The organism is Barnesiella propionica (assembly GCF_025567045.1).
Classification (GTDB): domain Bacteria; phylum Bacteroidota; class Bacteroidia; order Bacteroidales; family Barnesiellaceae; genus Barnesiella_B; species Barnesiella_B propionica.
This window is the reverse complement of sequence record NZ_JAOQJK010000003.1, coordinates 240,555-258,259: the sequence shown is the minus strand read 5'-3', so window position 1 is coordinate 258,259 and position 17,705 is coordinate 240,555. Positions and strand designations below refer to the sequence as shown.

Here is a 17,705-nt window from a genome sequence, read left to right as displayed (position 1 = left end):
ATGAGCGATAAAATTAAAATTTCTTTGAAAATAGCTGATATCCAAAATAAGTTTCCTCTTGAGGCTAAAAGCGTAGAGGAGGAAGCTTTGATAAGGGAGGCGGCAAAAAAGGTGAATGACCGCTGGACAGCCTATAAGGAACGATACAGGGGTAGTAATCTGGGATCTAAAGAATATCTGGCTATGGTGGCTTTGCAATTCGCAAGGTTATTTCTGGAAGCCTCTCAGGAACGTAATACATTTACCTCAGGCATAGAAAGCCTGGAAAATGAAATAGACAAATATTTTAACGCCGGGCGTTGAAAGTAGTTTTGTAAATATTTTTTTAGAGACAATATCCTGCACTGCGAACGGAGTCTGAAAAAGACTTGGTGAGTAGTGCTTTTTTATAATTAATAACTTACGAACAAATGGATTACATATTATTAATCGGAATCGGCATAGGATGCTTGTTGTTGGGAGGATTTATCGTGTTCCTCATCAACCGCTATATTCTCGACGCCAGGGCCAAGGCAATTGTGGACGAAGCTACGAAAGAGGCCGAAGTAATTAAAAAGAATAAATTACTGGAAGTAAAAGAGAAATTTCTGCATCTGAAGACCGAGATGGAAAAACAGGCTAATGCCCGTAATGCAAAAATCCAGTCTGCTGAGGCTAAACAGAAACAACGTGAATTGCAGTTGAATCAACAACAACAGGACTTGCAGAGAAAAAAGACCGAGATCGAGGCGGTACGGACTAATCTGGATGCACAGCTCGAAATCGTAGAGAAGAAAAAACAAGAACTGGATAAATTACATAAATCGGAAGTAGAACGTCTGGAACACCTTTCGGGACTTTCGGCCGAAGAAGCGAAAGAAAAACTTATAGAGTCCTTAAAAGAGGAAGCTAAAACCGAGGCTGCATCCTATATCAACGATATAATGGATGATGCTAAATTGACGGCAAATAAAGAAGCAAAACGAATTGTTATACAGAGTATCCAGCGCGTTGCTACTGAGACGGCCATAGAAAATGCCGTAACGGTGTTTCACATCGAATCGGATGAGATTAAGGGCCGGATTATAGGACGGGAAGGCCGGAATATACGAGCCTTGGAAGCCGCTACAGGAGTGGAAATTATCGTGGACGATACCCCGGAAGCTATTGTACTCTCGGCTTTTGATCCCGTGAGAAGAGAAATTGCCCGTTTGGCATTACATCAGCTGGTAACTGACGGGCGTATCCATCCTGCCCGTATCGAAGAGGTTGTAACTAAAGTTAAGAAGCAAATAGAGGAGGAAATCATAGAGACCGGAAAACGTACCGCTATCGATTTGGGTATTCATGGGCTTCATCCTGAACTTATCCGTCTGGTGGGCAAAATGAAATACCGTTCTTCTTACGGACAGAATTTGTTGCAACATTCCCGTGAAACAGCGAATTTGTGTGCTGTAATGGCTTCGGAACTGGGACTTAATCCTAAAAAAGCAAAACGTGCCGGATTGTTGCACGATATAGGTAAAGTGCCCGATGAAGAACCGGAATTACCGCACGCATTGTTGGGTATGAAACTGGCGGAAAAATACAAAGAGAAACCGGACATTTGCAATGCAATCGGGGCGCACCATGATGAAACCGAAATGTCCAGTTTGTTAGCTCCTATTGTACAAGTTTGTGACGCTATTTCGGGAGCACGTCCCGGGGCACGCCGTGAAATCGTTGAAGCATATATCAAGCGTCTGAACGATCTCGAGCAGCTGGCTTTGTCGTATCCCGGAGTACTGAAGACTTATGCTATTCAGGCAGGTCGCGAGCTGCGTGTGATTGTGGGAGCCGATAAGATTGATGATACGGAGACCGAAAAGCTGTCGACAGAAATCGCAAAACGGATTCAGGATGAAATGACATATCCGGGACAGGTGAAGATCACAGTTATACGTGAAACCCGCGCCGTAAGTTTTGCAAAATAACCGAGGCTGATTATTTCCGGTAAATAATATATTCGGACAACCACAGTTGCCGCTCACTATCTTTGATGGTTGTGTGTCGTCTGTGGTTTTGTCCTGTAAACGGGGCTCATAGTCCTAAAGAATAATTTTTATGGATAATACGAACGATAATAACAATAATAACGAAAAACAGCCGGACCCTTGCTGTTGCCGACGTAAAGGTGCGAAATTGCAGTGTTATGACTGGCTGGCAGACCTGCCTGAAGCTCAGGATGATACTGAGATGGTGGAGGTGCAGTTTAAGAATACCCGAAAGGGGTATTATAAAAATTCGACGCATATAAAGCTGGAAAAAGGTGATTTGGTTGCCGTAGAGGCAACTCCGGGCCATGATATCGGCGAAGTTACCCTTATAGGACGCCTTGTTCTTTTACAGATGAAAAAGAACGGGGTAAAAACGGATAGTCCCGACTTGAAAAGAATCTATCGCAAAGCTAAGCCTAACGATCTGGAAAAGTTCGAAGAAGCCAAAGCTAAGGAACATAGTACTATGCTGAAAGCGCGTAAGATAGCAGAAGACTTGAAGCTGAATATGAAGATCGGAGATGTGGAATACCAGGGTGACGGAAATAAAGCTATTTTCTATTATATTGCCGATGACCGTGTAGACTTCCGCCAGTTGATAAAAGTACTGGCAGACGCGTTCAGAGTGCGTATAGAAATGAAACAAATCGGTGCCCGTCAGGAGGCCGGGCGTATAGGAGGAATAGGCCCTTGCGGGCGTCAGCTTTGTTGTTCGGCATGGATGACCAGCTTTGTTTCGGTAGCAACGAGTGCCGCCCGGTTTCAGGATATATCCCTGAACCCGCAAAAACTGGCCGGACAGTGTGCGAAACTGAAATGTTGCCTGAATTATGAAGTGGATGCTTATGTGGAATCTCAGAAAAAACTCCCTTCCCGGGAGGTCGTTCTTGAAACGAAAATGGGTTCTTACTATCATTTCAAGACCGATATATTCAAACGTCAGTTAACATATTCGACCAGTAAAGATGTTATCGCCAATCTGGTGACGATTGATGCCGACCGGGTGTTCGAGATAATCGCTTTGAATAAACGCGGTATAAAGCCGGATGAGCTGGTGCGCGAAGGATCACAGGAGCCGGTGCGTAAGGAATTTGAAGATGTCGTGGGCCAAGACAGCCTTACCCGGTTCGATAAAACCCGGAAGAAAAATAACCGTAAGGGTAAAGGTAATAGTAACGGAGTCAATAATCAGGGCGGTAATAAACGACAAGATGCAGAAACCCAGGATGAGAGACGTTCACAGAACCGTCAGGAGAATAGGGAACCGGGAAATAATAACCGTCCGAAAAAAAGAAATAACGGACTTAACCGGAATGGTAATAATAACGGCGGTAATAATAACAATAATGTCCGAAATAATAATTCTGTAAATAATAACAACAAGAGCAAGGATAAAGAAAATGAAAAGCCCGCGGAATAAGTGTTTTATCTTTATGTTTTCCTTGTTAATGATTTCATGTTCGGGAACGAATGATGTGTATAATACTTTTCTTCACCTGCCTAAGAACGGATGGTATAAAAGAGATGTACAGAGATTTACTCCCGAGATAACCGATACGGTAAGTCATTATGATATATATCTGGGGTTGCGGCATAACGATAATTTCGATTATCGAAATCTGTGGCTTTTCGTAACTTATTCCAGCGAGTACGGACGATTGAAGACCGATACGGTGAATTGTGAACTGGCTGATGAATTCGGGCGTTGGTCCGGATCGGGCTGGGGATCTTTATACCAGCATGAAATAAAGTTGAAAGGAAATGTAAAGTACGGTCGTTCGGGTAAAAAAATTATTACTGTACAACAAGCTATGCGGGACGATATGGTACAGGGAGTGGCAGATATAGGTATCCGTATTGTCAAACGTCCATAATACTAATTAATCATAATGCGGAATGAAAGTTTCTACCGAAAACTTTCATTCCGTTTTTTATGAATGTATCGAAGATATAAAATAGTCGAAACCGATTGTCGAATTCGGTTTATTGAGATAGATATCTTAGTATAAATGAATATCGGAGGAGTCTTTATCGTTTAGTTCCTGTTCACTGTTTTACGACCGTTGCTTTTTGTGCTTTTTTGTACCTGTTTTATGTTTATGGCCGTAGGAAGAATTTCTTGATGTTCGGGTTCCGGTCGTTCCTTGCCGAGTTGTGTCTCCACGAAAGGTGCGGCATTGTCGAAATCTTCTTCGTCTGTAAGTACTATAGCATTCATAATGATATCCGCCGGGGTTTCTATGATAATTCTTCGGGCTCCTACATAGCGTCTTTCATAGTAAGGGGCAGTGCTCATATCTTCACGTATTCCCTGTGACGAAGCCGAATGTATAAATTTAAATTTACCGTTAGGATATACTTCTGTTATCATTCCTACGTGACCTATGCGTGATGCTTTCGAATTGCGTCCTTTGAAAAAGACAAGATCTCCCCGTTTCAATTCTTTTTTATCAATGGATATGCCTTGCAGATACTGGGCGGCGGAATTGGGGTTCAGGTTATAGTCGAAGTGTCCGTAAACATGTTTGGTGAAACCCGAACAATCGAATCCGTATGGTCCTTTACTTCCTCTTCGGTAGGGTTTTCCTTTTTGTTTTTTTGCATATTCCAGAATCTTATCTACTAATTTGTCCGGTGCTCTGAATGAAAGGAATGAAGCATCGTATTGCTGTTCTGTAGAATCGGGATTGAACGGAGGTTCCTGGACTGTTCTGTTCTGAGTTTTTCCTGTTATGTGATTGTTATATTTATGTTTAGCGAACGCATGATACGCCGGGGCAAATAAAACGCATATTACTAAAGAGAATCGTATGATCGCACTTTTTATATTTGGTTTATTATAATATATCATGTGATGGTTATGAAATTCCTTTTCGACAAAAATAAGGAAAAATAGGAAACGAACGACAGGTGTTTCGTAAAAAAATCTGAATCAAAACGGAGCTCTGTATTTTCCTTCCGTGCTGTCTTCAATAATACTCAGATAACTGTTATATCTCGACTCGCTTATTTCGTGATTTTCAAGGGCCTTGAGTACAGCGCATCCGGGTTCATGGCGGTGCGTGCAGTTATTGAAACGGCAGTTATGCGAGATGCGGAATAGTTCGGGAAAGTAGTGTGCAACTTCTTTCGGGTCAAAGTCTATAGTTCCGAATCCTTTTATGCCCGGCGTGTCAATGATATATCCTCCTTGTGGCAGTTCGAACATTTCGGAAAAAGTAGTGGTATGCATTCCTTTTTTGTGTGAAGCGGAGATTGTACCTGTTTTCAGATGAAGTCCCGGCATAAGGTAATTGATAAGCGTGGATTTGCCGACGCCGGAATTTCCGGAAAAAAGGGTGACCTTATTTTCGATTATGTTTTTTATTTTATCCATTCCTTCCCCTGTCTTTGCCGAGACCTGATAACAATTATAACCTATCGTTTTATATAAGAAACAAAGCGCATCGGCATATTCTTTGTCTCCTTCTTCGTAACAGTCTGTTTTATTTATTACGATGTTTACCGGGATGCGGTAAGCTTCTGCCGAAGCCAGGAAACGGTCTATAAAGGTCGTATTGGTCTGTGGATAATTTACCGTGACGATCAATAATGCCTGATCTATGTTAGCGGCTAATATGTGGGATTCTTTGGACAGGTTGGAAGATCTGCGTATTATATAATTCCTGCGTTCTTCTATTTCATAAATGAAAGCGGTTCCTTCTTTGTTAATTTCTATTTTTACGCGGTCTCCTACTGCGATAGGATTGGTACTGCGGATACCTTTCAGTCTGAAATTCCCTTTTATCTTACATTCGATAAACTGGCCGTCATCGGTCTTGACCTGGTACCAACTGCCTGTATTTTTAATTACGAGTCCGTTCATTCATTTATCATTTTATGCAAATATACGATTTGGGGTATGGACTGCAAAATTTAAGAGAGATAAGTAAGAAAAATAGACTGACTTTATCTATTTTTGCACATCCATTAACCGAATAAATAATCCTGCATGAAGACAGATATCGAGATCGCCCGCAGTATTGAATTGCACAAAATAAACGAGATTGCCGGACAACTGGGAATTCCTGAAGACGAAATCAGGAACTATGGACCTTATATAGCCAAAATCCCTGAAAAATTGATCGACAAAGAGAAGCTACAGCGTAGTCGTCTTATCCTTGTAACTTCGATATCTTCTACGAAGGCCGGAATAGGTAAGACAACGGTTTCGGTAGGTCTTTCATTGGGATTGAACAGAATCGGGAGAAAAACCACAGTGGCTTTGAGAGAGCCGTCTTTGGGGCCTTGTTTCGGCATGAAAGGCGGTGCAGCCGGCGGCGGCTATGCTCAGGTCCTTCCTATGGAGGATATCAATCTTCATTTTACGGGTGATTTCCATGCGGTAACTTCGGCGCATAATATGATTACGGCGTTACTGGATAATTATTTATATCAGAATCGTTCTACAGGTCGAGGACTGAAGGAAGTATTATGGAAACGAGTGCTGGATGTGAATGACCGTTCATTGCGCAAGATTGTTACGGGGCTTGGAGGCGCCGGCAACGGTATTCCCGGAGAGTCTGGTTTCGATATTACTCCGGCTTCGGAGATTATGGCTATTCTTTGTCTGTCTACGGGATTGAAAGACCTGCGCCGCCGTATAGAGAATATCTTGTTGGGATTTACTTATGAGGGGAAACCTTTTACGGTAAGAGACCTGGGAGTTGCCGGAGCTATAACCGTATTGCTTAAAGATGCTATTCATCCTAATCTTGTACAGACTACAGAGCATACTCCGGCATTTGTACATGGCGGCCCTTTTGCTAATATCGCTCATGGCTGCAATTCTGTTCTGGCTACCCGTATGGCAATGACATTTAGCGATTATGTAGTGACAGAAGCCGGTTTCGGCGCTGATCTTGGTGCTGAAAAGTTCTTTAATATAAAATGCCGGAAAGCCGGCCTTCAACCGTGCCTGACAGTAATAGTCACAACGGCACAGGGGCTGAAAATGCATGGGGGTGTGGAGCCGGATAAGATTAAGGAACCGAATGAGGCCGGACTGGTTGCGGGCCTTCCGAACTTAGGAAAACATATCAGGAATTTAAAGTCGTTCGGACAAAACATTGTTGTCGCATTTAATAAATATTCTTATGATGCGGAAGATGAAATCGAGACGGTACGTAATTATTGCAAACGTTTAAAAGTTGGTTTTGCCGTTAATAATGCATATATGCAAGGAGGAGCGGGTGCAGAGGAGTTAGCTGCCCTGGTGGCCGATACCATCGATAAGGAACCTTCATTGCCATTACAGTTTACTTATAGAGATGGAGATTCGATTGAAGATAAGATAGATAAGGTAGCGAAAGGTATATATGGAGCACGCCAAGTGATATTCAGCACGAGGGCTTTAAAGATGTTGAGTTTGGTGGATAAGATGGGAATTTCACATTATCCTGTTTGTATTGCTAAAACTCAATATTCTTTTTCCGGAGATCCTAAAGCATACGGTGTTGTAGACGGGTTTGATCTGGATATCAAAGATATTATTATTAATAACGGTTCGGAAATGATCGTTGCGGTCGCCGGTGATATGATGCGTATGCCGGGACTGCCTAAAGAGCCCCAAGCCACAAAGATTGATATAACCGATGGAATTATTGAGGGATTGAGTTAGTGCAATTTTTCCGGAAGAGAAAAAAGTAATGAGCTGTTTCTTGAAAAAACAGCTCATTACTTTTTATTATTTAGTTTCCGGTTCCGATGGTTAAACCGGCATTAGGCTTTTTATACCATGTTGCCATATCTTCATTCGTTCCCCCACTGATTACCCATTCTTTAAAACTCGGATAGGCGCTCATGATACTTACGCCTTCTTTCGGATAAGCAAATAACGGTTCGGGAATTCTTAAAGCCCACATCATGTTATTATAGTCCGGATCTCCTTGTAGTTTTCCGTTTTTGTTATATATGGCTTTATATTTATAATCCCAACTGGTTGGAGATGTAGCTGCTTTGTCGGTGCCTTTGTAATAAGGCATGTGTATCTCATTCCGTTTTTCTTTATCCATGCCGCCCCATACGATGAAAGGGTTTACATCGTCAATACTGATAACTCCGTCGATAGGCGAATTGAAAGTAATATCACCTGCTATAACAACGGGTTCTTTGGTCTTAGTATAGGTGTTTACCATATTATTCTTTCCTATGCCGAATAAATCGTGAACTTCGTCGAATAAACGGATAACTGCATATGTCTGGCCACTTTCGGAATTGTTTACATTTCCTGCGGATATGCCGTCCAACTGGAATGCTGCTCCATAAGGTTTTGCAGCTCCGACAGCATAGACGATAGCTTTGTATTTAATACCGATTGTTTTGTTTCCTTTTTTCTTATTCGAAATCTGCAGTGACATCACCAAGTCGTTCATGTCATAATCTCCGAAAGCCGGCCAGTTGTCTTCAAATATATATGTGTAAGCCAGTGTTTGTACCTCTTCATAATCAGGATCTGTATCAGGATTTCCGGATTCCCCGGGATTTATATTTCCTTTGTTGTCGTTACATTCTCCTTTAGGTATTTCTGCGCTCGGAGCTCCTTTTGCAAAACAGGCGGGAGCAATGAGGTCGTATTTATTCTGCCATTGTCCATTCTCGGTATGAAGTTCTGCTTTTATTTCTACTTTACCGGAATATTGCACGGCCAATCCACCACCTTCTATGACTATGTTTTTCGCTAGTATGAGCGCAAAATCGTCTGTCGAACCGGTCACATAATTCATTTGTGATGAAAAATGGAGATTTTCGCATTCCATCATTGAAAGTGCGTCCATATTTAGTTTTAGTCCTCCGGCCTTTATTTTTTTACTTTCGAGAATAGAGCCCGATGCAAGGTTGATAGTTCCGCCGTTTGTGTCGATATCCTCGCATTTGAATACACAGGCATTATAAATTATACCGTTTGTCAATGTCAATGAATTCTCAATATTGAAATCTTTTGTATTGACTATTTTTGTCGTATTGTCTGTCGTACTTAAGAATTTTACTTCAAAATTTCCGTTGTTGAATATCTGAGCTCCGCTCGTAGCTTTTATCTCATCCAGTTTTGCGTTGCCTTCGTTGATTAGTGCTGCGTAATCTGTAAGAGATAATTGAAGTTTACTGCTATTGTCACCCAATATTCCACGGGAATCGACAGCGATACGAGAATTGTTTACACAATATAAGGTCTTGTTGGCTTTACTAACGACTTTACCCTCGTTCAATACAAATATTTTTCCTTTGTTCTGTAAAGTACAATTATTTTCTATTATTACGGTTCCTGCTACATACAAAGAGAAGTTCCCTTCACCCGGTAAATTTTTAATGGACAAGGTATTTCCTGATTCAACTATATAGGCATTTCCTGCCTTTATTTGTTCATCATCTTTGATTGGTCTTACATTTCCGGGGATAGTATAGTCGACAGAAGGAATGGTAAAATTGTTGCTGTCTGTGAAAGCCCTGCTTGTTTTTTTATTCGTCTGGTTCAGATTACAGTTCATTTTACCTTTTTCCACCTCAAATGAATATACTCTTTTTCTTTGGAAAGGATCGGTTTGGAGAATGTAAATGTCTTTGTAAGCGTTTGGAATAACGATGTTTGCCGTATATGGCATTTTTTTGTTCGTTTTACCTCCGGAGATGAGTTGGGCGTTTGCATCGATGGCGGGATTACCTAAATAAATTTCTATTGTATAATAGAATTGTCCGTTATACTGGTCTTCTACATTTACGGTTAATTGGGTATTCCTGGAGTTTGACCAATCAAAATCGTCGGAGATGCCGTTCGAAGAAACGGTGGACGTACTATTTTTTTGTTCCGGAACATCCGAAACACATGCGGTAAAAGATAACAATACCGCAATTAGAATTGAAACTATTCTACCTTGCTTTTTCATAACGATACACCTAAAATTAAAAACTACACCTATATAATATATAATAAATACAAATTTATATATTTATGCCGGAATATTAGTTTATTTTCAAGTTAAAAAGTTGTAATGTGTTAATTTGTTAATGAAATAAACGAATGATGTAGAAATGTAGATATGGATAGGTAGAGGATGGTATTTTTTATGAAAAGGACCAGGCATAATTTTTTGCCTGGTCCTTTATATGTTAAAAAAGTTTATTATTACACGGTGAGTATTTCTTTTTCTTTAGCACCAAAAAGTTCGTCTATCTTTTTCATGTATTTATCATGTAGTTTTTGTACACTGGCCTCTCCGTCTTTTTCCACGTCTTCAGGCATGCCGTTCTTAAGGGCTTTTTTAAGACCTTCTATGGCATCCCTGCGTGCGTTGCGAACACTAACTTTGGCATTTTCGGCTTCTTGTTTGGATTGTTTTACCAAAGTTTTACGACGATCTTCGGTCAACGGAGGAATTCCTATACGAATTATTTCTCCATTGTTTTCGGGGGTAATGCCCAGTTCGGAATCGATAATTGCTTTTTCAATTACCTTGAACATGGGTTTTTCCCACGGAGTGATAACGATCGTACGTGCATCGGGAACAGATATATTCGCTACATTACTGAGGGGAACGAGGCTTCCGTAATAATCAACCCGTATGCCGTCCAGGATACGTGGGTTCGCTTTTCCTGCCCGGATATGTGCAAGGGCTTCGTCAAGGTGCATAATGGCCATATCCATTTTCTCTTGCGATTCGTCGATATAAGTCTTTATGTCTGTCATATTATTTTATTTTTAATGGTTTGTTCCCTTATTGGTATAGAACAAAAGTATATTATTTTTTTATTATCTGCAAGAATGTGGACATAATTGGGAGAATCTTATCTCCGGATTTTATTAAAAACATTTCCAGCGTATACTATGGCGTGGTCTGCCAGCTTGTTTATATGTATATATGTAAAGAGTTTGGCCCGGAAATAATCGATGCCCGTACAAATGCCGTAAATGAGTATTACAGACAAGAACAGTACGGGTAAAAGATATCCTGAATCCAAGTACCGTGTGGGTTTTATCCAGTGTTCCCATAACAATTCTCTAATATACCGGTTATCATGGATTAAATATATGCCGAATGCGTAAGGAGCAATCTTTACCATCAGGCGGTAAATAGTCTTTTTTCCGAATGTATGATATTTTGTCCATAAGAATAAAAGGACTGCAGAGAAAAAGGTATATCCGTTGTAATCCGTTTTACCGTATACGGGTAACTGGCCGTAACGCAGGTAGGAAATACCTGCTTTGGCGAGATAACATACAGCCAAAAAGAAGCAGAAAAGCAGAAATATTTTTCCAAAAGAATATTTGAATTTTTCGAATGGACTGTATAGACGAATATATGCAGCTACATAGAAGAGGAATATGAACCATAATAAACTGTAGGATCCGGAATAAATGTCTCCATAGGGGAATCCTTTATTCAGACTTACATTGAGAACGAACAAGGCCAATAAGAAGTACTGAAATTTCTTTTTCTCTAATGCAAGCGCCAGTTTCGCCAGAAAAGGAGAAAGTATAAGCAAGCCCAGGTATTTGGAAACGAACCAGTATGCATCGGAATGGATAGGCAGTGCGGATTGAACAAGATCTTTGAATCCCAAGGGCAATAGTCCTGATAGTTTTATCAACAAACAGATAAAGAAGGAATAGAAAAAAGTTTGTATCCATATTTTCAATATTTTATTCATCCTGAATTCTGATTTGACCAGAAAGTAACCGCTTATCATAACAAAGCAATTTACCCCTGTCCCGGTAATGTAGACGAGATATTCTAAAATGACGAAATTGGAAATACCCCAGGCAGAAGACATGTTTACGAAGGTGGCCTGATGGTTCGATACAAATGTGATGCCGTGTATGATGAAGTGTCCTATGACGATAAAGAGCATCGCTAATGTTCTTAATATCTCAAAATTGGGTTCTCGTTTCATGTTTGTGCAGATAAATTGGTTTTTACTGTAAATAGGGTATAACAAAATGTGAAAATTTATAGGGGGCTGAAGGTATATTGCAGCTTATAGATATAAGAAATAGCGTTGCTTCGCAAAAAATATTTGATTGAGAACGATAATGGAAATAAATAGAGATAGTATGCTTGTTTTGCGAATTATTTATTACCATACGATCCTCACCTGAAACGGATCGTATGGTTTTGTGATAAGTTTAGTTGTGTACCAGTGTTCCTATATTTTCTCCTGATAAAACTTTTTTCAGGTTTCCTACAGTATCCATATCAAAAACGATAATAGGCAGGTTATTTTCTTTGCATAAGGTCGTTGCCGTAAGATCCATTACTTTAAGGCCCCGGTTATAAATCTCGTCGTATGTTATTTCATCGAACTTGACCGCATCGGGATGTTTTTCCGGATCGGCGGTGTATATGCCATCGACGCGGGTTCCTTTGAGCATTACATCTGCTTCGATTTCTACGCCTCTCAATGCGGAGCCTGTGTCGGTGGTGAAGAACGGATTTCCGGTTCCGCCCGATATAATAGCTATTTCTCCGTTTTTCATAGCTTCAATAGCTTTCCATTTGCTATAGTATTCGCCGATAGGGAACATGTTGATCGCTGTGAATACCCGTGCTTTCTGACCTAAGGTGTCCAGTGCGGAACTTAGTGCCAGGCTGTTGATAACCGTGGCAAGCATTCCCATCTGGTCTCCTTTAACCCGATCTACTCCTTTGGCTGCTCCGCTCAGGCCACGGAAAATGTTGCCGCCTCCGATAACTATCCCTATTTCAATTCCCATAGCGGCGATATCTTTGATTTGTTCGGCATACTCACGTACGCGGTTTTCATCTATGCCATATTGTTTTTCTCCCATAAGCGATTCGCCGCTTAGTTTCAATAAGATACGTTTGTATGTCTGTTTCATGATTTTGTTTTTTGTTTGCTGACAAAAGTAAAATATAAATTAGAATGTAGCAAATAAATGAATATTCATTCTTTAGTATGAAAGATTCTGTTCAAAAATATTTCGGTGTATAAATTATACTAAAGATAGGACATCCTTTTTCCCGATAATGTGAAAAATGTGGTATCTTTGTAAATAACGATTGTCGTCTTTGATAAACGATGGCTTATGAAAAAGATGTTTTGTTTCTTTTTTTTATTTTTATTTACTGTGTCGGCGTGGCCGGTTACTTCGTATGAGACTTTGGCAAAAAAAGCTGCCAATCACTATGAAAACAGGGCATGGCGGGAATCATTAGCGATCTATGACCTTATGCTCGATATGAAACCTCGTGTAACCGATGTTTATATTCAGGCTATACTGGCTTCTTCTTTACTGGAAGATAATTCTTCGGTAATGAAATATGTGGAGGGTTCGGAAAAGAACGGAATACCTTTGGAAGATATATTTAAGGGGGTGGATCCTAAAGCCCGCCGAATGAGTAATTCGGGTATTTATGAGAATATGTTACGGTTAATAAAGGAAAAGCAGCCTTGGTTTTCAAAATTAGTAAATAATTATCTGCTGAATTTTTATCAGTTCAGGAACGATGCGTCAAAGACTTTGATAATCGCTGATGAATTGCTGGTATCTTCTCCCGATAATGTAGAATATTTGAAAGCTAAGGCAAATGCGTTTTTTATTTTGGGTAACGATTCTTCTGCAATAACGATTTATAAGAACATATTGACTGTTGAAGCAACCGATTTTGATGCGGCTTCTTTTCTGGGTAATTTTTATGCCCAGCAAGGCATGGATAAACTTCGTTCGATAGACGAGGATTTCGGTAAGATATCTTCTCCTACCCGAATGCAGTACCATGATTTCAGGGAACAAAAGAGAGAAGTAATAGCAAATGAAATAGACAGTGCCAAGATATATCTGAATTTGGCTTTTCAGCAGAAAAAGACTCCTTATTTGCAGGAAGTAATAGCTCAGCTGGAATCTCTGTCCGACCGCTTGCCATATCCGGCTGGTAAAACTAATGTTTTTTCCCGCATTAAAAAATCAAAGCAGGAATGATACTTCTTTGAACGCGTAACGGCGTTCTTCTCCTGTTTCGGTTTTTAATACTATCAAGCCGCTATCTTCGATTTTCGTTATGCATGCTTTAAAAATTTCACCTTTGCTTTCGTAGGGATAATAGCCTGTATGACGGAATAATTGTCCGGAATAATCTTTTCTCAGACTATTGATTTCTTTTTTTGAAGATTCATAGCGTAACGCTATAGCATATACAATCTTGTGGAGTAACTTTCCGGTGTCGTAGCTTTTTCCTGTAATTTGTCGTAAAGAGACTGGATTAGGCGCATCTGAAATAAATTCCTGCTGATTTACATTTAATCCGATTCCTATAATTGCCTGTGAATAGATTTCACCTTGCAGCGTGTTTTCAATAAGTATGCCGGCTATTTTTTTATCCTTCCAGTAAATATCGTTAGGCCATTTGATAGAGAATCCCGGAGCATATTCGCTGAGTACATCTGTGACTCCCAATGATACGATCTGAGATAGAAGGAATTGTCCGGACGCCGGGATGTGTGTCGGTTTAATCAGCAGGCTCATGGTGATATTTTGTCCCGGTTCCGACTCCCACCTGTTTCCTCTTTGGCCCCTTCCCGCTGTTTGTGCATGAGTATATATTACAGTCCCGTCTTCTATATCACTTTTTTGGCATAGCTCTTTTAGATAGGTGTTGGTTGAAGCAGCCGATTCTATATGTATGAATTTATTCTTGTTGTAGATCATAGATTTGTTTCGTCGAGTAATTTTAAAATTTGTTCTCTTCGGTATTTCGGCATTTTCTTTACAACTTCTTCATAAGAATGACGTATCCATTCTTTGATGAGTTTTTCCCCGATACGGGGTGTGATATATACTGTATTCCAGTATTTCTTGTTGGAGTGAAATCCGGGTATTACTTCATTGTATTTTTCCCGGAGTTCGAGTGCAAATTCCGGGTCGCATTTTACATTAAAAGCCGGTTCCGGATTACTCAGATCGGTGTAAAGAAACATTTTTCCTTCTACTTTAAATACCAGTACGTATTCGTCGAAAGGAAAACATTCTGAGACCAAAGGGAACGAGAGACAATATTCCCGTATTGATTCAATGTCCATTTTAATGATATCGGGTTAAAGGTGGGTAAAAAGCATCGATAATATGTTCCAAATTAAAATTATCTCCTGTACCTACGAGGGTAATAATGTCGAAACGTGTTTCAAAAGGAATATCATGCATGTGTATATACGCTTCTGCCGCTTTGACAATATTGTTTATCTTACGTTCGTCAATAGCTTCTTCGGGGTATGCGAAATCTTCGTTTCTTCGGGTTTTGACTTCAACAATGACCAGCGTTTTCCCGGAATACGCGACGATATCCAGTTCATATCTTCCGCTTTTCCAGTTTACGTCCCGAATAATATATCCTTGGGTAACTAAATATTCGGAGGCTAATTGCTCCCCCGTTTTTCCCAGCTGATTATGAATTGCCATACAGGTCGTTCTTTGTTCTTAAAGACAAAACTACTAAATTTTTGTTATATCGATTATTTTGTTTTTACTAAAATATGAATAGAACAGATAACTTTGAGATAGTCCTGGGATATATAACCGGATTATTTTTATTAATTTTATCTGAAAAATAGGCTTGTATTGTGAATGTCATAGCCTTTTGTAAATAGTATCTATGTATATAGAGCTGTCTGTATTATGTAACTGGTTGTCGAAGAGGATACTAATCGGAGTTATATAACCAAAACAGAACAGGCAGATATGATTAAAGACTTTATATTGATAAAAAGAAGATTATGCAAATATGTCTGAAACAATGAATTTCTATAAGGATATTTTGTATGTATATGATCAGACTTGGAAATTTTGAAGCGACAGAAGTTAAATTGAAATAGGAGAAGTGACTTTGTCGCCATGCTTTTCAAATTTATTATGGATAATACTAATTGGGGTTATGAGTAAGACAGTTAAAAATATTCAGAGCCTGTTCAAAACAGCTGAATGTATTAGGATTCCGGCCTATCAACGGGCATATAGCTGGGAGAATAAGCAGTGTTCTCAGTTTCTTAGTGATCTTATGGAACAACGGGGGGAAACGTTATTATTTGGGACAATTCCTTTTTGAAAAAGAAGAAGATACACTTTTTATTATTGACGGGCAACAACGTTTAACTACTACGATTTTATTTCTTTCAGCGATTGCCAAAGTCAAAGCAAATAGGGGAGGCAATATTGAATGGATAAAAAGAACCTATTTAACCGATATTTTTAGGACCATTGATGATGATCAGGTAATTTTTAAAAGGATCACACAGAAACATTTAGTTTCAATTACCGATAATACAGAAACTATTTCACAGAAAAGGATTATTGAAGCATTTATTTTTTTTGAGACAGAATTGAATAAGTTGCCTGATGAAGATTTAAATCAGGTTCAACAAACATTAGAGAGTGCGGTAATTAGTACTTTCTATATTTTAGATAAAATTGAAGCTACACAAGTTTTTGAATATCAGAATAATCGAGGAAAGTCTCTTTCACGGTTTGAAGTGATTAAGGCATATTTGATGCATCAGATATACATTCATAGCTGTAGTAAAAAGTCGGCAAATAACGATATTGTGGAAATACAAAGTATTGTTTCCAAAACTTACAGATATATTGAGGCTGTAGAAGGTTATTTCACAGAGAATGAGCTTTTGGATAATTGTTGCAATCTTTTTTACAATATTGGAGGGAGCCTTGAAGAAATAAAAGAAAGGCTAAATAAAGAAGAGGATAAGAAACAGTGGATTAAATCGTTTTTTGAAAACTTGGCAGAGCTGGCTCATTGTGCAAAAAGTATTGTAAATAATAAGTGCCAAACCGAAATAGCCAATCTTTTTTTCGTAGGTAATAAAGTAAATTGGAAATTTGTATTATTGACTATATTCAATAGGGGCGATAATAAGGGAGAAGTTTATTTTAAGATCCTTAAATTATTGGAAATTCTTAGTTTTAAACTTAAATTGGGAGATTACAGGACAGATTATCTGCCGTCTTATGCGAAGAGTTATTTTAATTCGGATGATTATAGTATTGAGGACCTTTATCGGGATGTTAAAAATTCAGCGGAAACCGGATTTAAGTGGTATTGGAATGACGGTAATAGGTTTAAAAATATTATCTCAGAATATTTCGATCATACAAAATGGCATTATGACCGGAACATAATCAAGTATGTTTTATGGCAGTATGAGAATCATTTAAGATTAGAAAAACGTTCGGGAGCCTTATTGGATAAAGATCTGTATGACAGTATACCATTGAACATATCAGGCCTCAGAGTCCGGAAAATGAAGTATATACAGAAGATTTTGCACAGAATTATCTGCAAATTGCAGGGAATCTGGCTCTTTTGACACAAAGTCAGAATAGCAAGTTCGGTAATAAGTCTTTTGAAAGAAAAAAAGAACTTTTTCAAGATACGGCACTTTCAAGTTATACGGAAATCAGGGAAAAAAGCGAATGGACTGAAATTGAAATAGCTGAAAGGCATAGGCGTATTTCAGACTTTGCAAAACGATATTTTGACACAACGGATTTGTAATAATATACAGATTAAGATAAACCGGCTAAGATGCTTGGTGGGAAGTTTAATGCGGCTGGATGTTTATTTTTTCGTGTAAATCGACGATGCAGATATTCTTGTTTTATTCATTACAGAACAATTATAACAATTGTAG

General features: G+C 39.2%; 18 protein-coding genes. 9 read left to right on the top strand and 9 right to left on the bottom strand.

What is annotated here, in order from left to right; genetic code table 11:
* From zapA to OCV73_RS05790, 4 genes are all read left to right on the top strand, one after another.
* A complete protein-coding gene (gene zapA / locus OCV73_RS05805; protein ID WP_147550239.1) occupies nucleotides 1-303 on the top strand; it encodes a cell division protein ZapA in 303 nt (100 codons plus the stop codon).
* A 107-nt stretch (nucleotides 304-410) separates the two neighbouring features.
* Complete coding sequence (rny, locus tag OCV73_RS05800) at nucleotides 411-1,952, top strand: ribonuclease Y (RefSeq protein ID WP_147550236.1); 1,542 nt, start codon at nucleotides 411-413, stop codon at nucleotides 1,950-1,952.
* 130 nt (nucleotides 1,953-2,082) lie between these two features.
* Nucleotides 2,083-3,435: a PSP1 domain-containing protein gene (locus OCV73_RS05795; RefSeq protein WP_147550233.1), complete on the top strand. Its 1,353-nt coding sequence runs from the start codon at nucleotides 2,083-2,085 to the stop codon at nucleotides 3,433-3,435.
* A 13-nt stretch (nucleotides 3,436-3,448) separates the two neighbouring features.
* Nucleotides 3,449-3,889 carry a gliding motility lipoprotein GldH gene (locus OCV73_RS05790; protein WP_243764731.1) on the top strand — a complete coding sequence of 147 codons (441 nt, stop codon included), beginning with the start codon at nucleotides 3,449-3,451 and terminating at the stop codon, nucleotides 3,887-3,889.
* Between the two features lie 161 nt (nucleotides 3,890-4,050).
* On the opposite strand, the gene OCV73_RS05785 is transcribed toward OCV73_RS05790, so the two are convergent.
* Complete coding sequence (locus tag OCV73_RS05785) at nucleotides 4,051-4,866, bottom strand: C40 family peptidase (RefSeq protein ID WP_147550228.1); 816 nt, start codon at nucleotides 4,864-4,866, stop codon at nucleotides 4,051-4,053.
* Between the two features lie 81 nt (nucleotides 4,867-4,947).
* Nucleotides 4,948-5,880, bottom strand: coding sequence for a ribosome small subunit-dependent GTPase A (gene rsgA / locus OCV73_RS05780; protein WP_147550225.1), 933 nt, complete (start codon nucleotides 5,878-5,880; stop codon nucleotides 4,948-4,950).
* A gap of 126 nt (nucleotides 5,881-6,006) precedes the next feature.
* Here rsgA and OCV73_RS05775 point away from each other — a divergent pair, with 126 nt between their 5' ends.
* Nucleotides 6,007-7,674 (top strand): formate--tetrahydrofolate ligase, encoded by a 1,668-nt coding sequence (locus OCV73_RS05775; RefSeq protein WP_147550220.1) that lies wholly within the window; start codon nucleotides 6,007-6,009, stop codon nucleotides 7,672-7,674.
* A 70-nt stretch (nucleotides 7,675-7,744) separates the two neighbouring features.
* Here OCV73_RS05775 and OCV73_RS05770 read toward each other — a convergent pair whose 3' ends face one another.
* The 4 genes from OCV73_RS05770 to pyrH form a co-directional block, all read right to left on the bottom strand.
* Nucleotides 7,745-9,937, bottom strand: coding sequence for an LruC domain-containing protein (locus OCV73_RS05770; RefSeq protein WP_147550217.1), 2,193 nt, complete (start codon nucleotides 9,935-9,937; stop codon nucleotides 7,745-7,747).
* 239 nt (nucleotides 9,938-10,176) lie between these two features.
* Nucleotides 10,177-10,737: a ribosome recycling factor gene (gene frr, locus OCV73_RS05765; protein WP_147550214.1), complete on the bottom strand. Its 561-nt coding sequence runs from the start codon at nucleotides 10,735-10,737 to the stop codon at nucleotides 10,177-10,179.
* A gap of 98 nt (nucleotides 10,738-10,835) precedes the next feature.
* A complete protein-coding gene (locus tag OCV73_RS05760) occupies nucleotides 10,836-11,942 on the bottom strand; it encodes an acyltransferase (RefSeq protein WP_147550211.1) in 1,107 nt (368 codons plus the stop codon).
* Nucleotides 11,943-12,174: 232 nt separating this feature from the next.
* Nucleotides 12,175-12,888 (bottom strand): UMP kinase, encoded by a 714-nt coding sequence (pyrH, locus tag OCV73_RS05755; RefSeq protein ID WP_147550208.1) that lies wholly within the window; start codon nucleotides 12,886-12,888, stop codon nucleotides 12,175-12,177.
* Nucleotides 12,889-13,095: 207 nt separating this feature from the next.
* Here pyrH and OCV73_RS05750 point away from each other — a divergent pair, with 207 nt between their 5' ends.
* Nucleotides 13,096-13,989: a tetratricopeptide repeat protein gene (locus OCV73_RS05750; RefSeq protein ID WP_147550205.1), complete on the top strand. Its 894-nt coding sequence runs from the start codon at nucleotides 13,096-13,098 to the stop codon at nucleotides 13,987-13,989.
* Here OCV73_RS05750 and OCV73_RS05745 read toward each other — a convergent pair.
* The 3 genes from OCV73_RS05745 to OCV73_RS05735 are packed head-to-tail and all read right to left on the bottom strand — an operon-like array spanning nucleotide 13,975 to nucleotide 15,462.
* On the bottom strand, nucleotides 13,975-14,715 hold the full coding sequence (locus tag OCV73_RS05745; protein WP_147550202.1) for a biotin--[acetyl-CoA-carboxylase] ligase: 741 nt from the start codon (nucleotides 14,713-14,715) through the stop codon (nucleotides 13,975-13,977). The two genes, OCV73_RS05750 and OCV73_RS05745, sit on opposite strands and share 15 nt — an antisense overlap.
* Nucleotides 14,712-15,086, bottom strand: coding sequence for an MmcQ/YjbR family DNA-binding protein (locus OCV73_RS05740; RefSeq protein WP_147550199.1), 375 nt, complete (start codon nucleotides 15,084-15,086; stop codon nucleotides 14,712-14,714). The genes OCV73_RS05745 and OCV73_RS05740 overlap by 4 nt, the downstream gene beginning before the upstream one ends.
* A 1-nt stretch (nucleotide 15,087) precedes the next feature.
* Complete coding sequence (locus OCV73_RS05735) at nucleotides 15,088-15,462, bottom strand: YraN family protein (protein WP_147550196.1); 375 nt, start codon at nucleotides 15,460-15,462, stop codon at nucleotides 15,088-15,090.
* Nucleotides 15,463-15,934: 472 nt separating this feature from the next.
* Here OCV73_RS05735 and OCV73_RS14555 point away from each other — a divergent pair, with 472 nt between their 5' ends.
* The 3 genes from OCV73_RS14555 to OCV73_RS14550 are packed head-to-tail and all read left to right on the top strand — an operon-like array spanning nucleotide 15,935 to nucleotide 17,569.
* Nucleotides 15,935-16,105 carry a GmrSD restriction endonuclease domain-containing protein gene (locus OCV73_RS14555; RefSeq protein WP_394802948.1) on the top strand — a complete coding sequence of 57 codons (171 nt, stop codon included), beginning with the start codon at nucleotides 15,935-15,937 and terminating at the stop codon, nucleotides 16,103-16,105.
* Nucleotides 16,086-17,381 (top strand): DUF262 domain-containing protein, encoded by a 1,296-nt coding sequence (locus OCV73_RS05730; RefSeq protein ID WP_394802947.1) that lies wholly within the window; start codon nucleotides 16,086-16,088, stop codon nucleotides 17,379-17,381. Before OCV73_RS14555 ends, OCV73_RS05730 begins: the two co-directional genes overlap by 20 nt.
* The gene (locus tag OCV73_RS14550) at nucleotides 17,285-17,569 is read left to right on the top strand and encodes an HNH endonuclease family protein (protein WP_394802950.1); all 285 of its coding nucleotides are present in this window, start codon (nucleotides 17,285-17,287) and stop codon (nucleotides 17,567-17,569) included. Before OCV73_RS05730 ends, OCV73_RS14550 begins: the two co-directional genes overlap by 97 nt.
* The last annotated feature ends 136 nt before the right edge of the window (nucleotides 17,570-17,705 follow it).

What these genes read in the sequence shown, in the direction of transcription:
- rny (WP_147550236.1), top strand. Translation starts at nt 411, where the DNA reads ATGGATTACATATTATTAATCGGAATCGGCATAGGATGCTTGTTGTTG.
- zapA (WP_147550239.1), top strand. Translation starts at nt 1, where the DNA reads ATGAGCGATAAAATTAAAATTTCTTTGAAAATAGCTGATATCCAAAAT.
- OCV73_RS05750 (WP_147550205.1), top strand. Translation starts at nt 13,096, where the DNA reads ATGAAAAAGATGTTTTGTTTCTTTTTTTTATTTTTATTTACTGTGTCG.
- OCV73_RS05770 (WP_147550217.1), bottom strand. Translation starts at nt 9,937, where the DNA reads ATGAAAAAGCAAGGTAGAATAGTTTCAATTCTAATTGCGGTATTGTTA.
- OCV73_RS05740 (WP_147550199.1), bottom strand. Translation starts at nt 15,086, where the DNA reads ATGGACATTGAATCAATACGGGAATATTGTCTCTCGTTCCCTTTGGTC.
- OCV73_RS05790 (WP_243764731.1), top strand. Translation starts at nt 3,449, where the DNA reads ATGTTTTCCTTGTTAATGATTTCATGTTCGGGAACGAATGATGTGTAT.
- OCV73_RS05735 (WP_147550196.1), bottom strand. Translation starts at nt 15,462, where the DNA reads ATGGCAATTCATAATCAGCTGGGAAAAACGGGGGAGCAATTAGCCTCC.
- rsgA (WP_147550225.1), bottom strand. Translation starts at nt 5,880, where the DNA reads ATGAACGGACTCGTAATTAAAAATACAGGCAGTTGGTACCAGGTCAAG.
- frr (WP_147550214.1), bottom strand. Translation starts at nt 10,737, where the DNA reads ATGACAGACATAAAGACTTATATCGACGAATCGCAAGAGAAAATGGAT.
- OCV73_RS05795 (WP_147550233.1), top strand. Translation starts at nt 2,083, where the DNA reads ATGGATAATACGAACGATAATAACAATAATAACGAAAAACAGCCGGAC.
- OCV73_RS05775 (WP_147550220.1), top strand. Translation starts at nt 6,007, where the DNA reads ATGAAGACAGATATCGAGATCGCCCGCAGTATTGAATTGCACAAAATA.
- OCV73_RS05785 (WP_147550228.1), bottom strand. Translation starts at nt 4,866, where the DNA reads ATGATATATTATAATAAACCAAATATAAAAAGTGCGATCATACGATTC.
- OCV73_RS14555 (WP_394802948.1), top strand. Translation starts at nt 15,935, where the DNA reads ATGAGTAAGACAGTTAAAAATATTCAGAGCCTGTTCAAAACAGCTGAA.
- OCV73_RS05760 (WP_147550211.1), bottom strand. Translation starts at nt 11,942, where the DNA reads ATGAAACGAGAACCCAATTTTGAGATATTAAGAACATTAGCGATGCTC.
- pyrH (WP_147550208.1), bottom strand. Translation starts at nt 12,888, where the DNA reads ATGAAACAGACATACAAACGTATCTTATTGAAACTAAGCGGCGAATCG.
- OCV73_RS05745 (WP_147550202.1), bottom strand. Translation starts at nt 14,715, where the DNA reads ATGATCTACAACAAGAATAAATTCATACATATAGAATCGGCTGCTTCA.